Origin of the sequence: Streptomyces sp. NPDC058307 (genome assembly GCF_042880295.1) — a bacterium.
In the GTDB taxonomy this organism is placed as follows: domain Bacteria; phylum Actinomycetota; class Actinomycetes; order Streptomycetales; family Streptomycetaceae; genus Streptomyces.
Genome location: NZ_JBHVYZ010000004.1, coordinates 85,375 through 106,743, shown reverse-complemented (window position 1 = coordinate 106,743; position 21,369 = coordinate 85,375). Strand labels below are relative to the sequence as shown.

15 protein-coding genes are annotated in these 21,369 nt (G+C 70.9%); 6 read left to right on the top strand and 9 right to left on the bottom strand.

Translation table 11 applies throughout. The annotated features are described in order from the left end of the window. Positions 1-219: 219 nt before the first annotated feature. The 3 genes from ACFVYN_RS04805 to ACFVYN_RS04795 all read right to left on the bottom strand — a co-directional run bounded on the left by ACFVYN_RS04805 (position 220) and on the right by ACFVYN_RS04795 (position 2,591). Positions 220-411, bottom strand: coding sequence for a DUF397 domain-containing protein (locus ACFVYN_RS04805; protein WP_031039646.1), 192 nt, complete (start codon positions 409-411; stop codon positions 220-222). A gap of 223 nt (positions 412-634) precedes the next feature. Further along, positions 635-1,504 carry a helix-turn-helix transcriptional regulator gene (locus ACFVYN_RS04800; protein WP_352388492.1) on the bottom strand — a complete coding sequence of 290 codons (870 nt, stop codon included), beginning with the start codon at positions 1,502-1,504 and terminating at the stop codon, positions 635-637. 331 nt (positions 1,505-1,835) lie between these two features. Then, positions 1,836-2,591, bottom strand: coding sequence for a GPP34 family phosphoprotein (locus tag ACFVYN_RS04795; RefSeq protein ID WP_007382717.1), 756 nt, complete (start codon positions 2,589-2,591; stop codon positions 1,836-1,838). Positions 2,592-2,841: 250 nt separating this feature from the next. Here ACFVYN_RS04795 and ACFVYN_RS04790 point away from each other — a divergent pair, with 250 nt between their 5' ends. Continuing rightward, positions 2,842-5,622 carry a D-alanyl-D-alanine carboxypeptidase gene (locus ACFVYN_RS04790; protein WP_389992523.1) on the top strand — a complete coding sequence of 927 codons (2,781 nt, stop codon included), beginning with the start codon at positions 2,842-2,844 and terminating at the stop codon, positions 5,620-5,622. Between the two features lie 154 nt (positions 5,623-5,776). Further along, positions 5,777-7,663 (top strand): MFS transporter, encoded by a 1,887-nt coding sequence (locus tag ACFVYN_RS04785; RefSeq protein WP_389992521.1) that lies wholly within the window; start codon positions 5,777-5,779, stop codon positions 7,661-7,663. A gap of 14 nt (positions 7,664-7,677) precedes the next feature. Here the strand turns inward: ACFVYN_RS04785 and ACFVYN_RS04780 are convergent, their stop codons facing one another. Next, entirely contained in the window at positions 7,678-8,505 is an 828-nt protein-coding gene (locus ACFVYN_RS04780) for a hypothetical protein (RefSeq protein WP_389992839.1), read from the bottom strand. Between the two features lie 138 nt (positions 8,506-8,643). On the opposite strand from ACFVYN_RS04780, the gene ACFVYN_RS04775 reads away from it, so the two are divergent. The 3 genes from ACFVYN_RS04775 (at position 8,644) to ACFVYN_RS04765 (ending at position 11,879) form a co-directional block, all read left to right on the top strand. After that, positions 8,644-9,432 carry an SDR family oxidoreductase gene (locus ACFVYN_RS04775; protein ID WP_389992518.1) on the top strand — a complete coding sequence of 263 codons (789 nt, stop codon included), beginning with the start codon at positions 8,644-8,646 and terminating at the stop codon, positions 9,430-9,432. A gap of 126 nt (positions 9,433-9,558) precedes the next feature. Continuing rightward, positions 9,559-11,124, top strand: coding sequence for a sodium:solute symporter family protein (locus ACFVYN_RS04770; protein ID WP_389992515.1), 1,566 nt, complete (start codon positions 9,559-9,561; stop codon positions 11,122-11,124). Between the two features lie 197 nt (positions 11,125-11,321). Beyond that, positions 11,322-11,879, top strand: coding sequence for a WD40/YVTN/BNR-like repeat-containing protein (locus ACFVYN_RS04765; protein WP_389992513.1), 558 nt, complete (start codon positions 11,322-11,324; stop codon positions 11,877-11,879). A 13-nt stretch (positions 11,880-11,892) separates the two neighbouring features. Here the strand turns inward: ACFVYN_RS04765 and ACFVYN_RS04760 are convergent, their stop codons facing one another. Both ACFVYN_RS04760 and ACFVYN_RS04755 read right to left on the bottom strand, forming a co-directional pair. Continuing rightward, positions 11,893-13,011, bottom strand: coding sequence for an ADP-ribosylglycohydrolase family protein (locus ACFVYN_RS04760; protein ID WP_389992511.1), 1,119 nt, complete (start codon positions 13,009-13,011; stop codon positions 11,893-11,895). Between the two features lie 123 nt (positions 13,012-13,134). Next, on the bottom strand, positions 13,135-16,443 hold the full coding sequence (locus tag ACFVYN_RS04755; protein WP_389992508.1) for a tetratricopeptide repeat protein: 3,309 nt from the start codon (positions 16,441-16,443) through the stop codon (positions 13,135-13,137). An 89-nt stretch (positions 16,444-16,532) separates the two neighbouring features. Here ACFVYN_RS04755 and ACFVYN_RS04750 point away from each other — a divergent pair, with 89 nt between their 5' ends. Continuing rightward, entirely contained in the window at positions 16,533-17,039 is a 507-nt protein-coding gene (locus ACFVYN_RS04750) for a DUF2165 domain-containing protein (RefSeq protein WP_389992505.1), read from the top strand. Here ACFVYN_RS04750 and ACFVYN_RS04745 read toward each other — a convergent pair. From ACFVYN_RS04745 to ACFVYN_RS04735, 3 genes are all read right to left on the bottom strand, one after another. Then, the gene (locus ACFVYN_RS04745) at positions 17,032-17,592 is read right to left on the bottom strand and encodes a hypothetical protein (RefSeq protein ID WP_389992502.1); all 561 of its coding nucleotides are present in this window, start codon (positions 17,590-17,592) and stop codon (positions 17,032-17,034) included. The genes ACFVYN_RS04750 and ACFVYN_RS04745 overlap by 8 nt on opposite strands. A 93-nt stretch (positions 17,593-17,685) precedes the next feature. After that, complete coding sequence (locus tag ACFVYN_RS04740; protein WP_389992499.1) at positions 17,686-20,298, bottom strand: bifunctional FO biosynthesis protein CofGH; 2,613 nt, start codon at positions 20,296-20,298, stop codon at positions 17,686-17,688. Between the two features lie 58 nt (positions 20,299-20,356). After that, entirely contained in the window at positions 20,357-21,199 is an 843-nt protein-coding gene (locus tag ACFVYN_RS04735) for an LLM class F420-dependent oxidoreductase (protein ID WP_389992496.1), read from the bottom strand. Between the last annotated feature and the right edge of the window lie 170 nt (positions 21,200-21,369).

Here is a 21,369-nt window from a genome sequence, read left to right as displayed (position 1 = left end):
CCCTTGAGCAGGTTCGGCCGCACTCGGTCAGGGGCGCGGGGAACTGCGCGAGCGGCCCCCACCGGCCGAAGCGCCGCAGGCACAGGCATGCGCCGAGCCCCCTCGGCAAGGACGGCGATCTGGTCGAGAGGGCTCTGTGGTGGTGCTTGTGCTGTTGTCGTGAGCAGTTGTGATGTGCAGTTGTGGGTGAACGGGACGGGGATCAGACCGGTCCGCCCCTCACACCTTGACCGAGGCCACGAAGGCACTCCACGCCTCGGCGGGGAAGGCCAGCTTGGGACCCTCGGGGATCTTCGTGTCGCCGAGTTCGAGTGCTTCCTCTTCGGTCGACCTCACCATCAGGCACGCCCCGTTGGCGTTGGTGTAGGTGGAGGTCGTCCATGAGTCCAGGTTGCCCAGACGAATTGCCATATTCGCTCCGTAGCCAGATGCGCAGTGTTCGGATTACGCCAACCTTTACTGATCGTTGGCGTGATCGACGCTACTCGCCGACTTCCTCTTTCGGAGCAGTCGTTCACTCTTCTGGTGGCATATTCCAAAGGACTCTTCCAGACGGGCAAGGCCGGGGTGTACCATCCGGCCCGCCCTGTCCGGAAGCGGCCCAGAGGCGGCTCAGCGGCCACTCAGAGGCGGTTCACCGCGCGTACTCCCGGGCGTACTCCTTGGCGATGTCCTCGATCATCTGACGCGACTGGTCGACGTTGAGCGCCTGCGCCCTCAGGTGCTCGTACATCACGGTGTACTTCTGCACGTCGTGGGCCTTCTCCAGGTACAGGTCGCTGGTGACGCCCTCGATGTAGACGACGCTGGAGTCCGCCGCGTCCGAGAACTCCAGGATGGAGTACTGGCCGCTCAGCCCCGGGTGGGCGCCGACGTCGAACGGCAGCACCTGCACGGTGATGTGGGGCTGCTGGGACATCTCCACGAGGTACTCCAGCTGCTCGCGCATCACCTGCCGGCTGCCCACGACCCGGCGCAGGGACGCCTCGTCCAGAACGACCCACAGCCGCAGCGGATCCCGTTCGGCGGCGACCCGGCTCTGCCGCCGCAGCCGTACCTCGACGCGCTTGTCGTTCTCCGTCTCGGTGGCCTCCGGCGCGCCGCCGCGCACGATGGCCTCGGCGTAGGGCCGGGTCTGCAACAGGCCGGTGATGATCTGGGGTTCGTACACGCGCAGCGACTCGGCGTCGGTCTCCAGGCCGATGTAGACGCTGTACGGGATGTCCCCGAACGCGTGCCACCAGCCCTGCTGCCGCGAGTCCTTGGCCATCTGCATCAGGGACTCGACGATGCGCTGGTCCTCGACCTCGTACACCCCGCACAGGTCGCGCACGTCGCGCTGGCTGATGCTGCGCCGGCCGTTCTCGAGCCGGCTGATCTTCGACTGCGACACGAGCAGCCGCTCCGCCACCTCTTCGGCCGTCATGCCCTTGAGCTCGCGGAGCCTGCGCAGCTCCTGGCCCAGCCGGCGTCGCCTGACGGTGGGATTGACACTGGACGCCACGGGACGTGCACCTCCGGCTGCTGCCTCGTTCTTGACTTTGCGTATCTGCTGTTGAGCAGACTGCCACCAAGGTGCTTATTACCGCTGGGAAACGGTGTATATGCGCTGCGCGCGCCTCCGTCGGGGCCGCCCGGTCGGCGGTGCCCGGACATGCGGCCGCGCGGGGCGTCGGAACCCGACAACGCCCGATGTACGGACGTACGGTTCCGTCGCCCCGCGCGGACCAGCGGCTCCCGAACCGGTCTTTGGGGACGGTGCGGCGGCTGAGTGGTGCGGGTCGTGCGGGTCGTGCGGGTCGTGCTGCCGACGGTGCGTGCCGTGGGACTGCGGCTCAGTGAGCCACGGCGCGCGCCATCGGCCCTCGGCGCGGTTGCATCGGAACGCCGCGAGCGGGTTCCGGCGCGGGCCTGGCTCCGGGGGCGGCCTGACGGCCGGCCGGTGCCGGGCTGCGACGTGGCTGTGCGGCCACGCCGTTCTGGACGTCCATCACGGCGTGCGCGACGAGTCCGCCCATCGGGTCGTGCCTGATCAGGTCCCGCAGCCGGGAGCGCGAGGAACGACCCTCGTTGCCCGGATACAGGTGCTTGCCGAGGCCGACCGCGTGTGCCAGGGCGGCGAGCGCGGCGGTCCGCGGGTCCGGCGGTACGCCGGTGCGGATCGCCGAGTCCAGTCGGGCCTTGATCTCCCGGCTGATCTCGTTGTCCGTCGCCTGGTAGCGAGTCGTCGGCAACACCCCGCACATCTGACCCGCCACGGCATGCACCATGCCGCACCGCTCCAGATGCGAGAGGTAGGTCTGGCGGAGCCCAAGGCGCGGCCCGCCGATCCAGTTCACTGCCCGCACGGGAGCGCCACGCCTTCGCAGCAACTCCAACGCGCAGTCCAAAGTCGGATCTCCTGTCGGCCGTGGGGCCACCACGGCTATACGATCCCCGTCTGGGGCTATCCGTCCGGCCAGCGCCAGCTCCACTAGCTGTGCTCCGGCCAGACCGAGGTCGAGCGACTGCGGCTGTGCGGTGGTACCCGTGGTCGGGTCCAACGCCAGCAGCAGAAGCTCTTCCGGAAGTGTTCTGCGGCTCCTGCCCATCCATGCCTCCCCGCGTGGATGAAAGACAGGGTGACCCCTCTCACATTGGTCTGTCGAGGGTGCGTGACCTGTTTGTAGTGGAACCAGTAGGTATGTCGTTCTCGTCTACCGCCTGGGACAGGGCCACACACAGGACACTGGTACACGGTTCGGACAGCGTGGTGTGGCGGTTGCCCGGGCGGCGATTCAACGGTTCGGCAGACGCAGGGCGACGGATACCGATCGCCTGCGGCACATCGAGGAGGCATTGGTGGCGGGCGAGTCCCCCGACAGGTCGAAGCAGCGCGAGTCGTCGGCAGAACCGACGTCGGGGAGCGGGAGCCCGGTTCCCGGGGCGAGGAGTTCCGCCCGCGACCCCCGGCTCGCGGTGGCACGCGAGTCCGTCTCCCTCGCGGGCATCGACACGGCCACGAGGGTCTTCTCGGTACGCGACCTCCCGAAGACGCCCGAGGAGGGCGCAGAGGGGCCCGCAGAGGCCGGGACGGGGGGTTCCGGGGCCGAGGGGGCCGGGGACACGCGTTCGGCCGTGGACGGGGCCGAGGAACTCCAGGACGAGGCTGAGGCTGAGTCTGGGAAGTCCGCGGGCGAGGCCGACGCCGAGGAGGAAGCCGGCGGGGCCGAGAACGAGGCCGAGACCGGCGGTTCGGACGCGGTGGAGGACACGGGCACGGCGGAGCCCCGGGACGATGTGGATAAGGCCGGGGACTCGGGCGACTCCGGGACGGGTGACGGCTTGAGCGTCACGGACGGGGCGGCCGAGGGCTCTGAGGGCTCGGAGGGCTCCGGTAAGACCAAGGCGCCGGGCGCCACGGGCACAGCCGGAGACGCGGGTGACACGGGTGCCTCCAGCGCCGCCGAGGACTCGGGTGACACCGCCACGGATGATTCGGGCACGGCTGAGGTCCCGGACGACACCAGCGCAGCCGGGGGCTCGGACGAATCCGGTACGGCCGACGGCTCGGACGGCCCCGACACCGGGTCCGGTGACTCCAGTGCCGGCGAGAGCGACGAGTCGGCCCCCTCGGGCGACGCGCGGCTGCGGGACGCGGTGGCGGCGTGGGTGGCCACGGGAGACGGGACCGGTTCCGGTACGGCGGAGGCCGCGGAGAAGCCCGAGGGCAAGGACACCGAGCCCGACGACGAGGCCTCCGAGGACGAGTCCGGCCCGGACACCGACTCGGCGCCCGAGAGCGACGACGCCGAGACGGCCGTAGCCGAAGAAGCCCCTGCCGACGACGAGGATCACGACTCGGACGCCGGCGAGTCGACCCCCTCAGGGGCGCGGGGAACTGCGCGACCGGCCCCCACCGACCCGCACACGGACGACGAGCCCGACAACGGCCCCCGTGCCGACGCCGGCAAGCCGGACTCCCCAGGGGCGCGGGGAACTGCGCGACCAGCCCCCACCGACCCGCAGACCGACGACGAGCCCGACGAAGCCCCCCATCCCGGCGGCGACGGCGACGGCGACGTGACCGACGCGCCCCCCGTCGATCAGCCCACCGCCGTCTTCAAGGCACCCCGGCCCCCCGTCGACCAGCCCACCACCATGCTGAAGCTCGGCAAGGCACCGGAGGCCGCGCCGAAGACCGAGCCCAAGCCGAAGCCCAAGCCGGAGACCCCCGCCGAGCGGACCAGCAAGTTCGTCGCGCTGAAGGGCCTCGACGAGCCCCGCGAGGCGCGGCCGAAGGCGGACGCGACCGCCGCCGTCCCCCAGGTCGGCCCGGAGCGGACCACGCAGCAGCCCCTGCCGCCGAAGCCGCCCCTCGACCTGCTCGCGGAGCTCACCAACACTCCGCCGCCCCCGCCCAGCCCCCTGCGCACCCTTGGCCGCCGGGTCAAGATCTGGACCCCGATCCTCATCCTCCTGGTCGTCGTGTTTGCGATCGTGCAGGCCCTGCGCCCGCTGCCGACCCCCACGCTCAGCCTCACCGCCAAGGACTCCTACACCTTCGACGGCAGCAAGGCGACCCTCCCGTGGCCCACCCAGGGCCAGGGCTGGATGGACGTCAACGACATCGGCACGATGGGCGACTTCGGCAAGCAGACGCCCGTCGCGATCGGTTCCGTGGCCAAGGCCATGACCGCCTACATCGTCCTGAAGGACCACCCCCTCAAGTCCGGCGAGGAGGGCGCGAAGATCACCGTCGACGCGCTCGCCGAGAAGGAGGGTGGCTACAACAAGCAGGGCGAGTCCACCCTCAACACCGTCAAGCAGGGCGACGTCCTCACCCAGAAGCAGGCGATCTCGGCGATCATGATCCCCTCCGCCAACAACATCGCCCGGCTGCTCGCCCGCTGGGACGCCGGTTCCGAGGCCGCGTTCATCAAGAAGATGAACGACACCGCCAAGGAACTCGGTATGAAGAACACGAAGTACACCGACGCCTCGGGCCTCAAGGAGACCACCGTCTCCACCGCCGAGGACCAGGTGAAGCTCGGCAACGAGCTCGTGAAGATCCCGGCGCTGATGGAGATCACCAAGCTGCCGAACTGGGTCGACCCGTCGGGCCAGAAGTGGAGGAACTACAACGAGCTGGTCCCCTTCAACGGCGCCATCGGCATCAAGACCGGCACCACCAGCGCGGCCGGCGGCAATCTCCTCTTCGCCGCCACCAAGGAGGTCGGCGGGCAGACGGTCACCGTGGTCGGCGCGATCCTCGGCCAGCACACGGCGCCGATCATCGACACCGTGAACGCGGTCAGCAAGACGGCGATGCTCGCCGCCCGGGACGCCCTGACCTCGACGAAGATCCTGAAGAAGGGCGACGTCGTCGGGTACGTGGACGACGGCCTCGGCGGCCACACCCCCGTCGTGCTGACCAAGGACGTCACCGCCGTCGGCTGGGCCGGCTACAAGGTGAAGCTCTCCTTCGCCGCCGACGACGTACCGCACACCGCGAAGGCCGGCACCAAGGTCGGCTCCCTCACCGTCGGTGACGGCGAGGGCGGCGCGGTCAAGGTCCCGGTCACCCTCCAGAAGGATCTGACCGAACCGGGTCTCACCGACAAGCTGACCCGCGTCGGCTGATCCGGAAACGGGACGGACGCCCCACCCGGCCCGTCGTCCGGACCCCGCCCGGGTTCCGGACGGCGGGCCGCGTGCTAGCGTCACGAACCGGGGCAGGTCGACGCTGGGGCGCGGCCGAGAAACGAAGACGGGACACCACGGGGAGTGCCTTCAGGTGGCCACTGCGGAGCCGACACGCGCCGACGACACCGACCCGGGCCCGGGTACCGGCCCGCGAATAGGCGTGCCCGCGGAACCTGAGACCGGGAACGGCGGCCCTTCCGGGGACCCCAAGGGCCCCCACCAGGACCCCCAGGACTCCAAGAGGACCAGAACCCGGACCGCCCTCCTCGCGCTGCGCGAGCGGCTGCTGCGCCACCCCGTCCTCTCCATGACCGCGCTCTCCGGCGTCCTCCACATCGTCTGGTTCTTCACGTTCGCGAACAGCGGCGGCGACCTCGCGGCGCAGGACGCCTGGGCCGAGTTCGTCGGCCGGCACCCGGACTCCGCGTACAACCTGGCCTGGTACGGCGGCATGCACCCGGTGTCGTACAGCATCGTCTCGCCGTATCTGATGTCGGTGCTCGGCGTCCGTACGACGATGATGCTGGCCGGGACCGTCTCGGCCGGGCTGCTGGCGCTGATCCTCCTCCGCAGCCGGTCGGTGCGGAACCCACTGTGGGCCTCGCTGGCGGGTGTGTTCGCCTTCCTGTGCAACGCGGCCTCGGGCCGGGTGACCTTCGGTCTCGGCACGATGTTCGCGCTCGGCGCGGTCGCCGTCGTCTTCTGCTGGCCGCACCGCTGGCGCTACAAACGCGGGGCCAAGGCCGCCTGCGCGGCCACGCTCGCCGCCCTCGCCACCATGGCCTCACCCGTCGCCGGCCTGTTCGTGGGCCTGGTGGCGGTCGCCCTCTTCCTGCAGAAACGGCGCCCCGGCGCCTGGGCGCTCGGCCTCGCCCCCACCGCCGTCGTAGCCCTGTCCGCCTGGCTCTTCCCGTTCGCCGGCACCCAGCCGATGAAGATCGCCTCGGTGCTGCTGCCGCTGGCGTACGGCCTCCTCGTCTACTTCCTCGTCCCGCGCGAGTGGACGACGGTCCGGATCGCCGCCGGGGTCTACAGCCTGTCGGTCGTCCTGGTCTGGCTGGTCAGCTCCCAGATCGGCTCCAACATCTCGCGGCTGCCGATGCTGTTCGCGGGGGTGGCCCTGGCGGCCGCGCTGCCGTTCACGGTGCCGCGCTCCCGCAAGTGGTACGCCACCGTCGTCGCCTTCGCCGGCTTCACCGTCTGGGTCGGCTTCAAGTCGGTCGACGACGTCGTCCACACGACCCCCACGGCGTCCTGGGCACGCGAGCTGGCCCCCCTCGTCAACGAGCTCCAGGAGGTCGGCGCCGAGAAGGGCCGCGTCGAGGTCGTACCGGCCGCCTCCCACCGCGAGGCGTCCGCGCTCGCGCCCTACGTCAACCTCGCCCGGGGCTGGAACCGCCAGGCCGACATGGAGCGCAACCCGCTCTTCTACGACGACACCCTGAACTCCGCGAACTACCACGAGTGGCTCCAGCGCTGGGCCGTGCACTTCGTGGTCGTACCGAAGGACGAGCCCGACGGGGACGGGGGCGAGCGGGAGCGCGAGCTGGTCCAGCGCGGGATGCCGTATCTGAAGCAGATCTGGGGCGACGCGAACTGGCAGCTGTTCCAGGTGACCGACCCGGCGCCACTCGCCTCCCCGAACACGGTCGTCGACCGGGCCGCGCAGGGCGAGATGACCATGCGGGTGAAGAAGGCCGGGCGCATCCTCATCCGGATCCCGTACTCGCCGTGGCTGTCGATCGTCGACGCGAAGGGCAAGAAGCTGCAGGCACCGCAGGAGACGGACGCGTCGAAGGAGCGGGGGGACGGGGAGCCGAAGACCTTCGACAACGTCAACGGGTGCCTGATGGAGACGCCGGAGGACGCGGACGGGGACAAGTGGACGATGCTGCTGGCACCGAAGGCGGGGACGTACCGGCTGGCGGCGCCGTACACCGTGCCGCGCGGGACGCCTTGTCCGGACGAGCTGAAGTGATCAGCGCGGTGTGATCAGCGCAGCTGGTCCACGTATTTGTCCGTGCCCGGAACTGTCGGGACGAACGGCGCCAGTAGCTCCACCCTGCCCATCGGCGGTTCCTCCAGGGTCGTGAAGCACCGCTCCCAGCACTCCCTCGGATCCCTCTCCAGGAACCACAGCAGGGTCAGGCGGGTGTCCACGCCCTCCACCTGCTTCACGTACGTCATGCGGTCGCCGGGGAGAGGAGTCGGGCGGAAGACCGTCACCATGGCCGCCGGGGAGCCTGCCAGCCGCTTCGGAAGGTGACGGGAGACCAGCCACTCCAGCAACTCCCCACGCTGCTCCGGGGATTCCGCGTCGATGACCTCCAGCACCAGCCCGGCGTACGGGTGGTCCAGGGCGTGGAAGTCCCTCGGGCCCGCCGCTCCGTCGCGGTAGACCGTGTGCTCGTGGTCCTGGAACGCGGTGAACACGTGGGTGCGGTCGCGGTAGACGCGGGCGTCGCGGTTGAGGCGTTTGTTGATGGCCACCGTCCATCTCATGTGGTCGTCGTAGCGGCCGTCGGTGACCCAGTAGGTGGAGAGGTAACAGCCCGCCGTCACCGGCTGGGCCACCGCCGACTTCTCCGGGACGCGCAGGAGTTGGAGATCCCGGGTGGCCACCCAGCGGCGGCCCGCGAACATCCAGGGCATCGCCATCGCGCCGGCGTAGTAGTGATCGTCCTCGTACCACCGGTTGTAGGCGTACTCATGGCCGGGATGCGGTTCGACCATGGTGATCAGCGCGTGGCCGGGGCGGACTCCGTAGGGTCCTACGGCGGCCAGTTCGGCGTACGTCTCGCTGTGGGTCACTTCTGACACGGTCTTCTCTGACACGGTCTTCCCTGACGCGGTCTTCCCTGACGCGGTCTCTTCTGACATGGGACCTTCCCTCCTCCAGCGCTCGCCCATACTCTGACGCCCCGTCAGATAATGCGCCAGGGCAGGGAGGCCGCCGGTATGTCACTTCTCTCCGGGAAGACCGTCGTGGTGTCGGGTGTCGGTGCCGGGCTCGGTCATCAGGTGGCGGCGGCCGTCGTGCGGGACGGCGGGAACGCCGTGCTGGGGGCGCGGACCGAGGCGAACCTCGCCAAGAGCGCCGCCGAGCTCGACCCGGGCGGGGCGCACACGGCGTACCGGTCGACGGACATCACCGACGAGCAACAGTGCGCGGCCCTCGGGGAGTTGGCGCTGGAGCGGTTCGGGCGACTGGACGCGGTGGTGCAGGTGGCCGCGTGGGACAGCTACTTCGGCGGGCTCGAGGACGCGGACTTCGCGACCTGGCAGTCGGTCATCGACGTGAACCTGCTGGGGTCGCTGCGGATGACCCGGGCGTGCCTGGCGGGACTGAGGGCGGCGGGCGGGGGGTCCGTGGTGTTCGTCGGGACGCAGTCGGCCGTGGCCGCCCCCTCGCAGGTGCGGCAGGCCGCGTACGCCGCCTCGAAGGGGGCGCTGACCAGCGCGATGTACTCGCTGGCTCGGGAGCTCGGGCCGTACCGGATCCGGGTCAACACCGTGCTGCCGGGCTGGATGTGGGGGCCGCCGGTGCAGGCGTACGTGCAGTTCACGGCGCACACGGAGAAGGTGCCGGAGGCGGACGTGCTGAAGCGGCTCACCGACCGGATGGCGTTGCCCGACCTCGCGACGGACGGGGACGTGGCGGACGCGACGGTGTTCCTGGCCTCGGACCGGGCCCGGGCGATCACCGGACAGTCGTTGCTGGTCAACGCCGGGGAGCTGATGCGATGAGTTCATGTAGGTGAACGCAGGCCATCATCTCGAATATTTTTACCTCCCCTTGACCCGACGTCAGCTTGTCGTGTCCACGTGGTGGCACCCACGATGAGCGCCGGGCTGATCCATGGGAGGGCGCATATGAACGGTCTCGACTGGGCCGTGCTCATCGGCTATTTCGGCGTGATGGTCGCCATCGGCGTCTGGTCGCACAAACGTGTCGACGACGTGAGCGACTTCTTCACCGCCGGCGGCAAGATGCCGTGGTGGCTGTCGGGCATCTCGCACCACATGTCGGGCTACAGCGCGGTGATGTTCACCGGGTACGCGGGCATCGCCTACACCTACGGCGTCACCTCCTTCATCACCTGGTCCTTCCCCATCGCCCTCGGCATCGCGATCGGCTCGAAGCTGTTCGCGCCGCGCATCAACCGGCTGCGTTCACGACTCCATGTGGCTTCCCCGCTGGAGTATCTGAAGAACCGTTACGACCTCAAGACCCAGCAGGCGCTCGCCTGGTCGGGCATGCTGCTGAAGATCGTGGACGTGGGCGCCAAGTGGGCCGCCATCGCGACCCTGTTGTCGGTGTTCACCGGGCTCTCGCTCAACCAGGGCATCCTGATCACCGGCGCCATCACGGCCGTCTACTGCACGATCGGCGGGCTGTGGGCCGACGCGCTCACGGAGCTGGGCCAGTTCGTCATCCAACTCCTCGCCGGCGTCGCGATGTTCATCGCCGTCGTCCTCAAACTCAACGACAAGGGCATCGGCTTCTTCGGCGCCTGGGACGAGCCGGCGCTCCAGGGCCACGGAAAGCCGCTGGTGGGGCCGTACGGAACGGTCTTCCTGCTCGCCTTCCTGTTCATCAAGCTCTTCGAGTACAACGGCGGCATGCTCAACCAGGCCCAGCGCTACATGGCCACGGCCAACGCGCACCAGGCCGAGCGCTCCGCGCGCCTGTCGGCGATCCTGTGGCTGGTGTGGCCGGTCGTCCTGTTCTTCCCCATGTGGATGTCACCGCTGCTGGTCCACTCGAACAAGCCGGACGGCTCCGACTCCTACGGCCTGATGACCGAACAGCTGCTGCCGCACGGCCTGTTGGGCCTCGTCATCGTCGGGTTCTTCTCGCACACGATGGCCATGTGCTCCTCCGACGCCAACGCGATCGCGTCCGTCTTCACCCGGGACTGCGCACCGGTGGTCTGGCGCAGGGCGCGCAGCTGGAACCAGGGCCAGGGCCTCAGGGTCGCGCGTATCACCACGGTCGTCTTCCTCGGTCTGTCGATGGCGGCGGCGACCCAGGTCAACTCGCCCGCGTTCAAGGACATCATCACCGTCGTGATCAAGTGGGTGGCCGGACTCATGGGCCCGATGGCCATCCCGATGATGCTCGGCCTGCTGCGCCCGTTCCGCCGCTCCGGCCCGACGGCCGCGCTCACCAGCTGGTCGATGGGTCTGCTCGCCTTCTGGCTGGTCAACTACCCGATCAACTGGAACGTCGACGGCGGGGTCCCGCTCCAGTACCAGGTCTCGATCCCGCTGGCCGTCTCCCTCGTCCTCTACATCCTCATCGGGTTCATCAAGCCCGAGGACACCCCGGAGCGTCTCGCGATCATCGAGAAGATCAACACGGACGACGACGGGGCGGCGGGTGTGGCGATCCCGGTTCCGGTGGGTCCGGCGGACCGTACCCCGGTGAAGGACTGACCTCGGCCTGATCGAAGCACCCGCTCTCCCCCAAGCACTCGATCCCCTCAACCGGCCTGCTTCGTAGGTTGGTTGAGGGGATTGCTTTGCCGGATCATTGCCGCCTGTGTACTCCAGAGTTCAAACAGCTCCTGTGTGATCACTGTCATGAAGCCACCGTTCCTGTGGACTGAGCGGGGGTCAGTCCGTTCAGCCGCGTGCCCCGAACGGTCTTGGGCGGCGAGAACCACTCCGTCACCGCTCTCGGCGTGAACGGGTCCGTGACGTACGCGGGCTGGGAGGACTGGAGCGGCAAGCAGTACGCCAGCGGCATCGACACCGATGCGGGCGGCACCTGGCACCGGCTCACCGCGCCGCTGCCGAACCGGTACGTCACCTCGCTCACCGTCGACCCGCACGACGCCCGCCACGTGTGGGCGACGTACGGCGGTTTCACCGTGAGTTACGTCTCCGGCGCGGGCGAGGGCCACGTCTTCGAGAGCACCGACGGCGGCACCACCTGGACCGACCGCACCGGCGACCTGCCGGACGCGCCGGCCGGGGCGCTCGCCCTGTGGCACGGCCACGTGGTCGTCGGCACGGACGTCGGGGTGTTCGCCGCCGCGCCCACGGGGACCGGCTCGTACTCCTGGTACCGGCTCGGTGACGCCCTGCCGCACGCCGGGATCGTCTCCCTGGACGTCTCGCCCGACGGCGGGCGCCTCCTGGTGGCGACCCACGGACGCGGGCTCTGGTCCGCGCAGGCACCGCTGTGAGAGCGAGCGGGTCTCACGCTCGCGGATAGCGCGTCAGCCACCCGGGAGACGCCCCCGCGGGACCGTGCAGCGCGGGCCCCTGGGTCATCTCCATCGCGAAGTCGTCGGCGAGTTCGAGAAGTGTGGGACGGCCCTCCAGTTCGGCCAGCCAGGCCGGCGGGAGGGCCGTCTCCCCGTGCAGGGCACCCAGCAGGCCGCCTGTGAGCGCGCCGGCCGCGGCGGAGGGCCCGTCGTGGTTCACGGCGAGGCACAGACCGTGCCGTACGTCCTCCCCGACCAGCGCGCAGTACACGGCGGCGGACAGCAGCCCGTCCGCCGAACCGTCGGCGGCGAGTTCCTCCACTCGCGCCGGGGTGGGCATCCCCTGCCGTACGGCGCCGAGCGCGTGCTGGAGCGCGTCCGACACGGGCTCGTGTCCGGGCCGCGCGGCCAGCAGGGCGAGGGCCCGCTGCACCGCCCCGTCCAGGCTGTCGCCGAGGGCCAGCGCGTGCACGATCACGGCGTACGCGCCCGCCGACAGATACGCGACGGGGTGCCCGTGGGTCTGCGCGGCACACTCGACGGCCAGCTGTACGACGAGCTGCGGCTCCCATCCGACGAGGAGCCCGAAGGGCGCGGAACGGGCGGTGGCCTCGGGTCCGAGTTCGTCCGGGTTCTTGGGCGACTCCAGGGTCCCCATGGTGTCGTCGCCGAACCCGATGAGCAGGGACCGGGTCGGGTCGCGGCGGGCGTACAGCCACTCCTCCCGGGCCAGCCAGCCGTCTTCCTTGCGCCGCTCGTCGGGCCCCCAGTCGCTCTGGGTGGCGGCCCAGCGGCGATAGGCCCGGTGCAGGTCGGTGGGCGGATGCCAGGCGCCGGTGTCCCGGCGGACCTGGGCCCGTATCAGCCCGTCCATGGTGAAGAGGCTGAGCTGGGTGAGATGGGTGACGGCGCCGCGTCGGCCGTACCCGAAGCCGAGGTCCACGAGTCCCTCGGCGCCGTACGCCTCCCGGATCTCGTCCAGTCCGAGTCCGTCGACCGGCGCGCCCAGCGCGTCACCCACGGCCACCCCGAGGAGCGTCCCGCGCACCCGGCTCCGGAAGTCCTGCTGCTCGGCACGCCCCCAGACGACGGCCCCGGTTGTCGCACCCACCAAGACCTCCCATGGCGACCGTCCGTATGTACGACGCCCTGCACTGTAATCGACGCAGGGTGGGAGGTTCAGGGGGCGTGGGAGTACGCGGGGTGCGTCCCGGTTGGTCCTGGAACGGACCAATCACCCCGCATAGCGAGCCCGTATCGCGTCCCTCGCCCCGGTCACCGCTGTCAGGCAGGCGTGGACGTGGTGACGGTCCCCGTCGGGGGCTGTCAGCAGATCGGTGAGGATGGCGGCCAGGGTCGCCAGGTCGTCCCATTCCGGACCGAGGGCGAGGAGTTCGGACAGGCCCCGGTCCGCTGCCGGGGCGTCTGACCGGGCGCAGCCCAGGAAGCAGTGGGCCTGGGCTCGCATCACGGGTTCCATGCCGGAGTCCTGCTCGACCAGGCGGCCGAGGTCGCGCCACAGGGATGCGGCGGCGGCCGGGCCTTCGGAGCGGTGGATCGTCATGGCCAGTTGGAAGGTGCCGCGGAGGGGGTCCGTGGTGCGCAGGTGCTCGGCGAGAGCGCGGGCCTGCGCCCACTCGCCGTTGTGGCGGTGGAGTTGCGCCCGTACGTCGTCCAGTTCCTCGGAGTGGGTCGACGCCAGCCGCTCCCTCGCCTCCTCCCATCTCCCGCACCACATCAGCAGTTCGATCGCCGCACCCCGCTGCCACGTCACCTCGCCGTCCAGTGCCACGCAGCGGTCCAGGTCGGACAGGGCCTGTTCCGTGCGGCCGACCGCCAGACACACCCGGCCCCGCAGGCCGTAGGCCCACGCGTACTCCGGGTCGGCCGCCAGGGCGCGGTCCAGGTGGTGCAGGGCGTCCTCGTAGGACTTGCGGGCGTGGTGGATCGCTCCCAGGCCGGCCAGGGCGGTCTCATGGGCCGGGTCCTGTGCCAGGAGGGCGTGGAAGACGGCCACCGCCTCGTCGAGCCGGCCCGCGGTCCGGTACGCCGATCCCAGCTCGGCCCGGATCCAGTCGGCGCCGGGCTCCGCTTCGGCGGCTCGCCGCAGGTCCTCGAACATGCCGTCCTGGTCGTCCAGCCGGCGCCGCACCCGGGATCTCATCACCAGCGCCCAGGCGTAGTCGGGGATCAGCTCGACGGCCCGGTCGAAGTCGGCCGACGCCGCCTCGTACCGGCCGAGTTCGTACAGGGTCTGGGCGCGGCTCGCCAGCGCCGACGCGTAGCCCGGCTCCAGGGTCACCGCACGCCCCAGTTCCGCCACCGCCTCCTCGTACCGCGCGGCGAGCCGGTACGCGTCGCCGCGTTCCGACGCGACCCAGGCCAGCTCGGGTGCGAGCGCGGCCGCCCGGTCCAGGTCGGCGAACGCCTTGTCCAGGTCGCCGCGCGCACGGTGCAGCCGGGACCTGCGCACCAGCGCCCACAGGTACTCGGGGTCGATGCTCAGCGCACGGTTGAAGTCGGCGAGCGACTCGTCGAGCCGTCCCATGCTGTGCCGGCACACCGCCCGCCCGGTCAGGGCGATGTCGTCGGTGGGGTCGAGGGCGACGGCACGGCTGAAGTCGGCGTCCGCCTCATCGAGCCGGGACGCCAGACGGTAGGTCTCGGCCCGCTCGGCGAGGATCCACCCGGTGTCGGGGGCCAGTTCGACGGCCCGGTCTAGGGCGGCCAGGGCAGCGGGGTAGTCCTCCAGCAGCTGGTGGGTGACGCCCCGGCCGTAGTGGGCCAGCGGTTGCTCCGGGTCGAGCTCGACCGCATGGTCGTACGCCTCCAGGGCCTGGGCGTACTCCTGGCGGTTGCGCAGGTCCCGGCCGCGCAGCACGTGCGCCTCCGCCCGGCCGGCCGGGTCGAGACCGGGGCGGGCCAGGAGCAGGTCCGTCGCCCGGGTCACTCCGCTCTCCTCGTCCGCGAGCGCCGCGGCCAAGGAGCGCCCCCATTCGCGCAGTACGGCGTGGTCCGCGGCGTCGCCCGCCTCCTCCAGCATCCGTGCCCAGCGGCGGGCGACGACCTCGTCCTCGCGGCAGGCCACGACGAATCCGCGCAGCGCCTCGGCGAGCGCCGCGGGCGGGCGGGCGCACAGCAGGTGGTACATCTCCTCCAGGCGCAGCTCGCACCATTCCTCGTCGGCCCACAACTCCTCGGCACCGCGGCCGAATCCGGCGTCCTCGCGCCACTCGGCGAACGCGTCGGCGAGCCGCCGGTGCCGGGTCGTCCACTCGGTCCGGGACCGGCGCCGCTCCAGCCGGAGCATCTGCGCGCGTACGACGTCGTGGTACTGGAGCCGGTCCCCGCGCTGGGCGACGAACGGCAGCCCGGTCAACCATGCGTACTCGGTGTCGAGTTCGTCCTCGGGCGAGGCCGCGAGCACCCGGAAGACGTCCGCGTCCAGGCGTCTCGGCAGCGCGCAGGCCCTGGCGACCTTCCGGCGGGGCTCCGGTTCCGGCTTCAGGAACCGTTCCACCGCGGTCGTGCTCGGGTCGATCACGTCGTCCGGGCCGTCGGGGCGCCTGGCCGCGAGCGTCGACACGAGGACCGGGAGGCCGCCCGTCAGCCGCAGCACCTCCTCCACGACCGGTTCGGCCACGACGCCCCGCGCGGCGAGCAGGCGGCGCGACTCGGTCTCGGTGAAGGGAGCCAGCGGCACCTCCGCCACCGAGTCCAGGCCGCCCCAGCGGGCGCTGTCCAGGGGGCGCTGACCCGCGGTGACCACGACAACCGCGGCGGGCAGCCGGCCGTGCTCGCGGGGCTTGGTGAGGACGTCGTAGAGCCATGGATCGAGGAAGGGGCCGGTCCGCTCGTACGTGTCGAAGAACAGGACGATCCACGGTACGGCGGAGGCAGCGGCCCTCAGTTCGCCGAGCAGCACCGGGGTGAGGACCCGCTCCGGGGTGAGGACCAGGTCGACGTCGTCGAGGTTGCGGAAGCGGGCGCCGAGGCCGGCCCGCAGCCGGTCGGCCCCCTGGGCGAGCCGGTCCGCGGGAAGGGCCCGGGTGACCAGGCCGGCGCCCGGCAGGGCGGCCTCCAGTGCGCCCAGACCGACGTCCACCGCCATCCTGCTCCCGGCCGAGGCCGAGGCCGGCTCCGGCGAGGACTCGGGCGCGAGCGCGGCGAGGGTGGCCGCCTCCGCCTCGCGCCGCCGCTCCCGCCAGGTCGCCAGGCGCCGCTCCAGATCCTTCAACCGCCGCCCCTGGCCGGCGAATTCGCGGCACAGGGTCTCCATCGCCTCCGGCACGCTGCCGACACTGTCGTCGACGTAGGCCGTGAGGGCACCGCGTTCACGGGCGAGCTGCGCCAACTCCTGGACCAGGGAGGTCTTTCCGATGCCCGCGCTGCCGTGGACATGGAACCGGAAGCGGTGCCGGGCGTCGGTGGCCGGGATGTCGAAGTTCCGCAGGAACGCGGCCCGTTCGGGCTCGCGGCCGACGAACCCGGCCCGTGTGCGCCGCAGGATCAGCTCCTGCAGCGACGGCTCCGCCTGCGCCATGCGTCCGTCCCCTCGTCGCGGCCCGTCCGCCTCCCATTCTGGCGCAAGCGATCTGGAACACACCGCCCCGCACAGGGAAGATGATCCCCATGGCATCGACACCCCCACGCACCACCCGCAGCGCACTCCACCTCTCCGCCACCCTGCTCACCGCGACCGTCGCGCTGTACATAGCGCTCGTGGCGTTCGGGAACATCACGGACTTCGGGACCAACCAGGCGTTCGTGCAGCATGTTCTCGCGATGGATACGACGTTCAAGGACGACGATCTGATGTGGAGAGCCATCACCAGCAAGGGACTTCAGAACACGGCGTACGTCGCGATCATCGTGTGGGAGACGCTGGCCGCTCTCGTGCTGATCTACGGCACGTGGCTGTGGGTGCGCGGGGACGATCCGCGGGCCCGGCGCTTCTCCACCTACGGCCTGCTCATGCTCATGCTGCTCTTCGGCGCCGGGTTCATCGCGATCGGCGGGGAGTGGTTCTCCATGTGGCAGTCGGACACCTGGAACGGGCTGGACGCGGCGCTGCGGGTGTTCGTGCTGAGCGGGCTCGTGCTGCTGGTGGTCAACCTCCCGGACCGCAGCGCTAGTTGACGACTACGACCTTCGTCCCCGTCTCGCCGAACGTCCACAGTGCCGACCCGTCCGCCGCCTTCATGCGGATGCCGCCGGTCCGGGCGCCGTTCGCGGGCGGGGGCGAGGAGCCGTCCACCGCGTTGGAGAAGGCGACGTTCACGCCGTCCACGGCGGTGAAGTACACGATGTGCTCGATCTTCACGCCGTCGGATCCGGTCGTCGGTTCCCCCCGGCGCAGCGAGACCGAGTAGGTGCCGGGGGCCGGGGCCACCGTCCCCGGCCAGACGGCGAAGGTCCGCCGGGCCGACTCGCTCGCGTCGATCAGCCAGACCCGCTTGTCGCCGAGCGAGTAGACGATCCGGCGGCCGGTCCCGGAGGCGTCCGGGACCGCGGTCGCCGACGGCTGGGGCCGCGCGGACGTGCTCGGGGACGCCGACACGCTCGGCCGGGCGGTGCCGGCCAGGCTCGGCTTCGTTCCCTTGTCGGCCTGTACGGCCAGGGCGACGACGGCGGCGATCGCCCCCACGGTCAGACCCGTCACCCAGACCTTCGGGGCTGGCACGGCACGCATCTCCTCGGCTAAGGATCCCCGTCGAACGGGGGTCGGATCATCGTACCGGCCCCCGCCGAGACACCTTCCGCCTCACTCAGTCCTTCCGCCTCCTCAGTCCAGCACCGGCAGCAGCTCCGGCAGATGCCCGTCGGACACGGCCGCCGCCTGCTGCCGCTCCTCCGGCACCTGTCCGTACAGCGTGGTGCGTGGACGGGCGGGACGGCCCGCCGCCTCGGCCACCGCGATCAGGTCCTTCACCGACTTGTACGAGCCGTACGACGAACCCGCCATCCGCGAGATCGTCTCCTCCATCAGCGTGCCGCCGAGGTCGTTCGCCCCCGAGCGGAGCATCTCCGCCGCGCCTTCCGTACCCAGCTTGACCCAGCTGGTCTGGATGTTCGGGATCCAGGGGTGCAGCAGGAGGCGGGCCATCGCCGTGACCGCCCGGTTGTCCCGCATGGACGGGCCGGGGCGGGCGATGCCGGCCAGGTACACCGGTGCGTTGGTGTGGATGAAGGGGAGCGTCACGAACTCCGTGAAGCCGCCCGTGCGTTGCTGGATTGCGGCCAGCGTGCGCAGGTGGCCCAGCCAGTGGCGCGGCTGGTCCACATGGCCATACATCATCGTCGAGGAGGACCGGAGGCCGACCTCGTGCGCCGTCTCGATCACCTCGATCCAGGTCGCCGTCGGCAGCTTGCCCTTGGTCAGGATCCAGCGGACCTCGTCGTCGAGGATCTCGGCGGCCGTGCCGGGGATGGAGCCGAGGCCGGCCTCCTTGGCCGTCGTCAGCCACTCGCGGATGGACATGCCGGTGCGGGTCGCGCCGTTGACGACCTCCATCGGGGAGAAGGCGTGCACATGCATGCCGGGGACCCGCTCCTTCACCGCCTTCGCGATGTCGAAGTACGCCGTCCCGGGCAGGTCCGGGTGGATGCCGCCCTGCATGCAGACCTCCACCGCGCCGACCTCCCAGGCCTGCTCGGCGCGGTCGGCCACCTGGTCCAGGGAGAGGGTGTAGGCGTCGGCGTCGGTGCGCCGCTGGGCGAAGGCGCAGAAACGGCAGCCCGTGTAGCAGACGTTGGTGAAGTTGATGTTCCGCGTGACGATGTACGTCACGTCGTCGCCGACCACCGACTTGCGGACGTCGTCGGCGATCGCGGTCAGCGCGTCCAGGGCGGGCCCGTCGGCGTGCAGCAGCGCGAGGGCCTCCGCGTCGGTCAGCTTCGTGGGGTCGTCGGCGGCTGTGCGCAGCGCGTCCCGTACGTCCGTGTCGATGCGCTCGGGCACCATGCCGGGGGCGGCCGCCTCGCGCAGGGCACCCCAGTCGCCGTAGACCTCGTCGAAGTCGTCGCGGCGGTCGGACGTACGGCCCTCGGTGTCGATCGTGGCGTGCAGGTCCGTACGCCCGGACGGGACGAAGACCTCCTCCGGCTCCTGCCAGGGCAGCCCCTTCGGGAGGGCGTCGGGGCGGGCGAGGCCCGTCTCCGGGTCGGCCAGCGCCGCCACGTGCGGCCGCAGCCGCGGGTCCAGCCAGGGCTCGCCGCGCCGCACGAACTCGGGGTAGACGCAGAGACGTTCCCGCAGCTCGAAACCGGCGGCGCGGGAGCGCTCCGTGAGCTCCTCGATCTGCGGCCACGGGCGCTCGGGGTTCACATGGTCGATGGTGAGCGGGCTGACCCCGCCCCAGTCGTCGATCCCCGCCCCGATCAGGCGCTCGTACTCGCTGTCGACGAGGTTCGGCGGGGCCTGGATGTTGGCCGCCGGACCCATGATGAGGCGGGCCACCGCCACCGCGGCGACCAGTTCGTCCAGCTCCGCGTCCGGCATGCCGCGCATCGCGGTGTCCGGCTTGGCGCGGAAGTTCTGGATGATCAGCTCCTGGACGCTGTGGTACGCCCGTGCCGTGCGCCGGAGCGCGAAGAGGGACTCGGCGCGCTCCTCGTACGTCTCCCCGATCCCGAGGAGGATGCCGCTCGTGAACGGCACCGACGAACGTCCGGCGTCCTCCAGGACCCGCAGCCGTACGGCGGGTTCCTTGTCCGGGGAGCCGTAGTGCGGTCCGCCGGGCTCGGACCACAGCCGCTCGGCGGTCGTCTCCAGCATCATGCCCATGCTCGGCGCGACGGGCTTCAGCCGCTGGAAGTCGGTCCAGGTCAGCACGCCCGGGTTGAGGTGCGGGAGGAGTCCCGTCTCCTCCAGGATGCGGATGGAGATGGCCCGGACGTAGGCGATGGTGTCGTCGTAGCCGTGCGCGTCCAGCCACTCCCTGGCCTCCGGCCAGCGGTCCTCGGGCTTGTCGCCGAGGGTGATGAGGGCTTCCTTGCAGCCCAGCGCGGCACCCTTGCGGGCCACGTCCAGGACCTCGTCGGGGGACATGAACATGCCGTGGCCGGCCCGGCGGAGCTTGCCGGGCACGGTCACGAAGGTGCAGTAGTGGCACTTGTCCCGGCACAACCGGGTGAGGGGGATGAAGACGCTCTTCGAGTACGTGATGACACCGGGGCGGCCCGCCTGCGCGAGGCCCGCGTCCCTGACCCGGGCGGCGGACGCGGTGAGGTCGTCCAGGGCCGGGCCGCGGGCCTGGAGCAGCACCGCGGCCTCGGCGACGTCGAGGGCGACGCCGTCCCGGGCACGTTTGAGAGCGCGACGCATGGAGTTCTCGGTGGGGCCCGTACCGCCGGGGCGGTCGGTGGGGCCGGTTCCGGAGGCCGCGGAAGTCGTCATCCTTCGAGCATACGAGCGGGGTGATCAGGGCGGCGGTGCTGCCCGGAGGTGGGTGACGTCACACTCCCTCACCACCGTCCTGGACATAACGGGCATACTCCTCCAGCACCTTGAGCACGTCACCCTCCCCCGCCGGAGGCAGCTGCAGCACCACCTCCTCGATGCCGAGCTCGGCGTAGTGGGCGAGCTTGCCGGGGGTGGGGACGACGGCGTACGGGACGACCTGGAGGGCGGCCGGGTCGCGGCCCGCGTCGGCCCAGGCGGTGCGCAGCACGGGCAGGGACTCGGCCAGGCCGCGGCCGCCGATGGGGAGCCAGCCGTCGGCGTACTCGCAGATGTGGGAAAACAGCTTGGGCCCGGCGGCGCCGCCCACCAGGGTCCGCCTCCGGACGGGCTTGGGGAAGGCATGGCTGGCCCGGACACTCCCGAACTCCCCCTCGTAGGCGGTCGGTTCATCCGCCCAGAGCGCCTGCATGAGCGCCATCCGGTCCCGGACGAGCTCGCGCCGGGTACGCCACTCGACGCCGTGGTCGGCGGCTTCCTCGACGTTCCACCCGAAGCCGAGCCCGAGTGTGAACCGCCCGCCGGAGAGGTGGTCCAGGGTCGCGATCTGCTTGGCGAGGTCGATCGGGTCGTGCTGGGCGACGAGCGTGATGCCGGTGCCGAGACCGAGCCGCTCGGTGACGGCGGCGGCCTGGCCGAGCGCGACGAACGGGTCGAGGGTACGGCCGTACTCGCGCGGCAGATCGCCGCCCGCCGGGTACGGGGTGGTCCGCTCGACGGGGATGTGGGTGTGCTCGGGCAGATACAGCCCGGCGAAGCCCCGCGCCTCCAGCTCACGGGCGAGCCGGGTCGGGGTGATGGTCTCGTCGGTGAGGAAGATCGTCACGGAAATACGCATGACTGCATCTGTACCGGGCGGGGGCGGGGATGTCCATACCGACTGGTCGGCATCTCTGATGGAGATCGGTTCCAGTGCCCGGTGTCGGTGATCTGTCGGTGCTGTCGGCCGTATGTCGGGGGCTTGTCGACAGGGGCCCGGAGTCTGGTCGCAGACCCGGCCGGGTGACC

Coding starts and splice junctions, on each gene's coding strand:
- ACFVYN_RS04805 (WP_031039646.1), bottom strand. CDS start 411: ATGGCAATTCGTCTGGGCAACCTGGACTCATGGACGACCTCCACCTAC.
- ACFVYN_RS04795 (WP_007382717.1), bottom strand. CDS start 2,591: ATGGGCAGGAGCCGCAGAACACTTCCGGAAGAGCTTCTGCTGCTGGCG.
- ACFVYN_RS04775 (WP_389992518.1), top strand. CDS start 8,644: ATGTCACTTCTCTCCGGGAAGACCGTCGTGGTGTCGGGTGTCGGTGCC.
- ACFVYN_RS04770 (WP_389992515.1), top strand. CDS start 9,559: ATGAACGGTCTCGACTGGGCCGTGCTCATCGGCTATTTCGGCGTGATG.
- ACFVYN_RS04755 (WP_389992508.1), bottom strand. CDS start 16,443: ATGGCGCAGGCGGAGCCGTCGCTGCAGGAGCTGATCCTGCGGCGCACA.
- ACFVYN_RS04750 (WP_389992505.1), top strand. CDS start 16,533: ATGGCATCGACACCCCCACGCACCACCCGCAGCGCACTCCACCTCTCC.
- ACFVYN_RS04745 (WP_389992502.1), bottom strand. CDS start 17,592: ATGCGTGCCGTGCCAGCCCCGAAGGTCTGGGTGACGGGTCTGACCGTG.
- ACFVYN_RS04740 (WP_389992499.1), bottom strand. CDS start 20,298: ATGACGACTTCCGCGGCCTCCGGAACCGGCCCCACCGACCGCCCCGGC.
- ACFVYN_RS04735 (WP_389992496.1), bottom strand. CDS start 21,199: ATGCGTATTTCCGTGACGATCTTCCTCACCGACGAGACCATCACCCCG.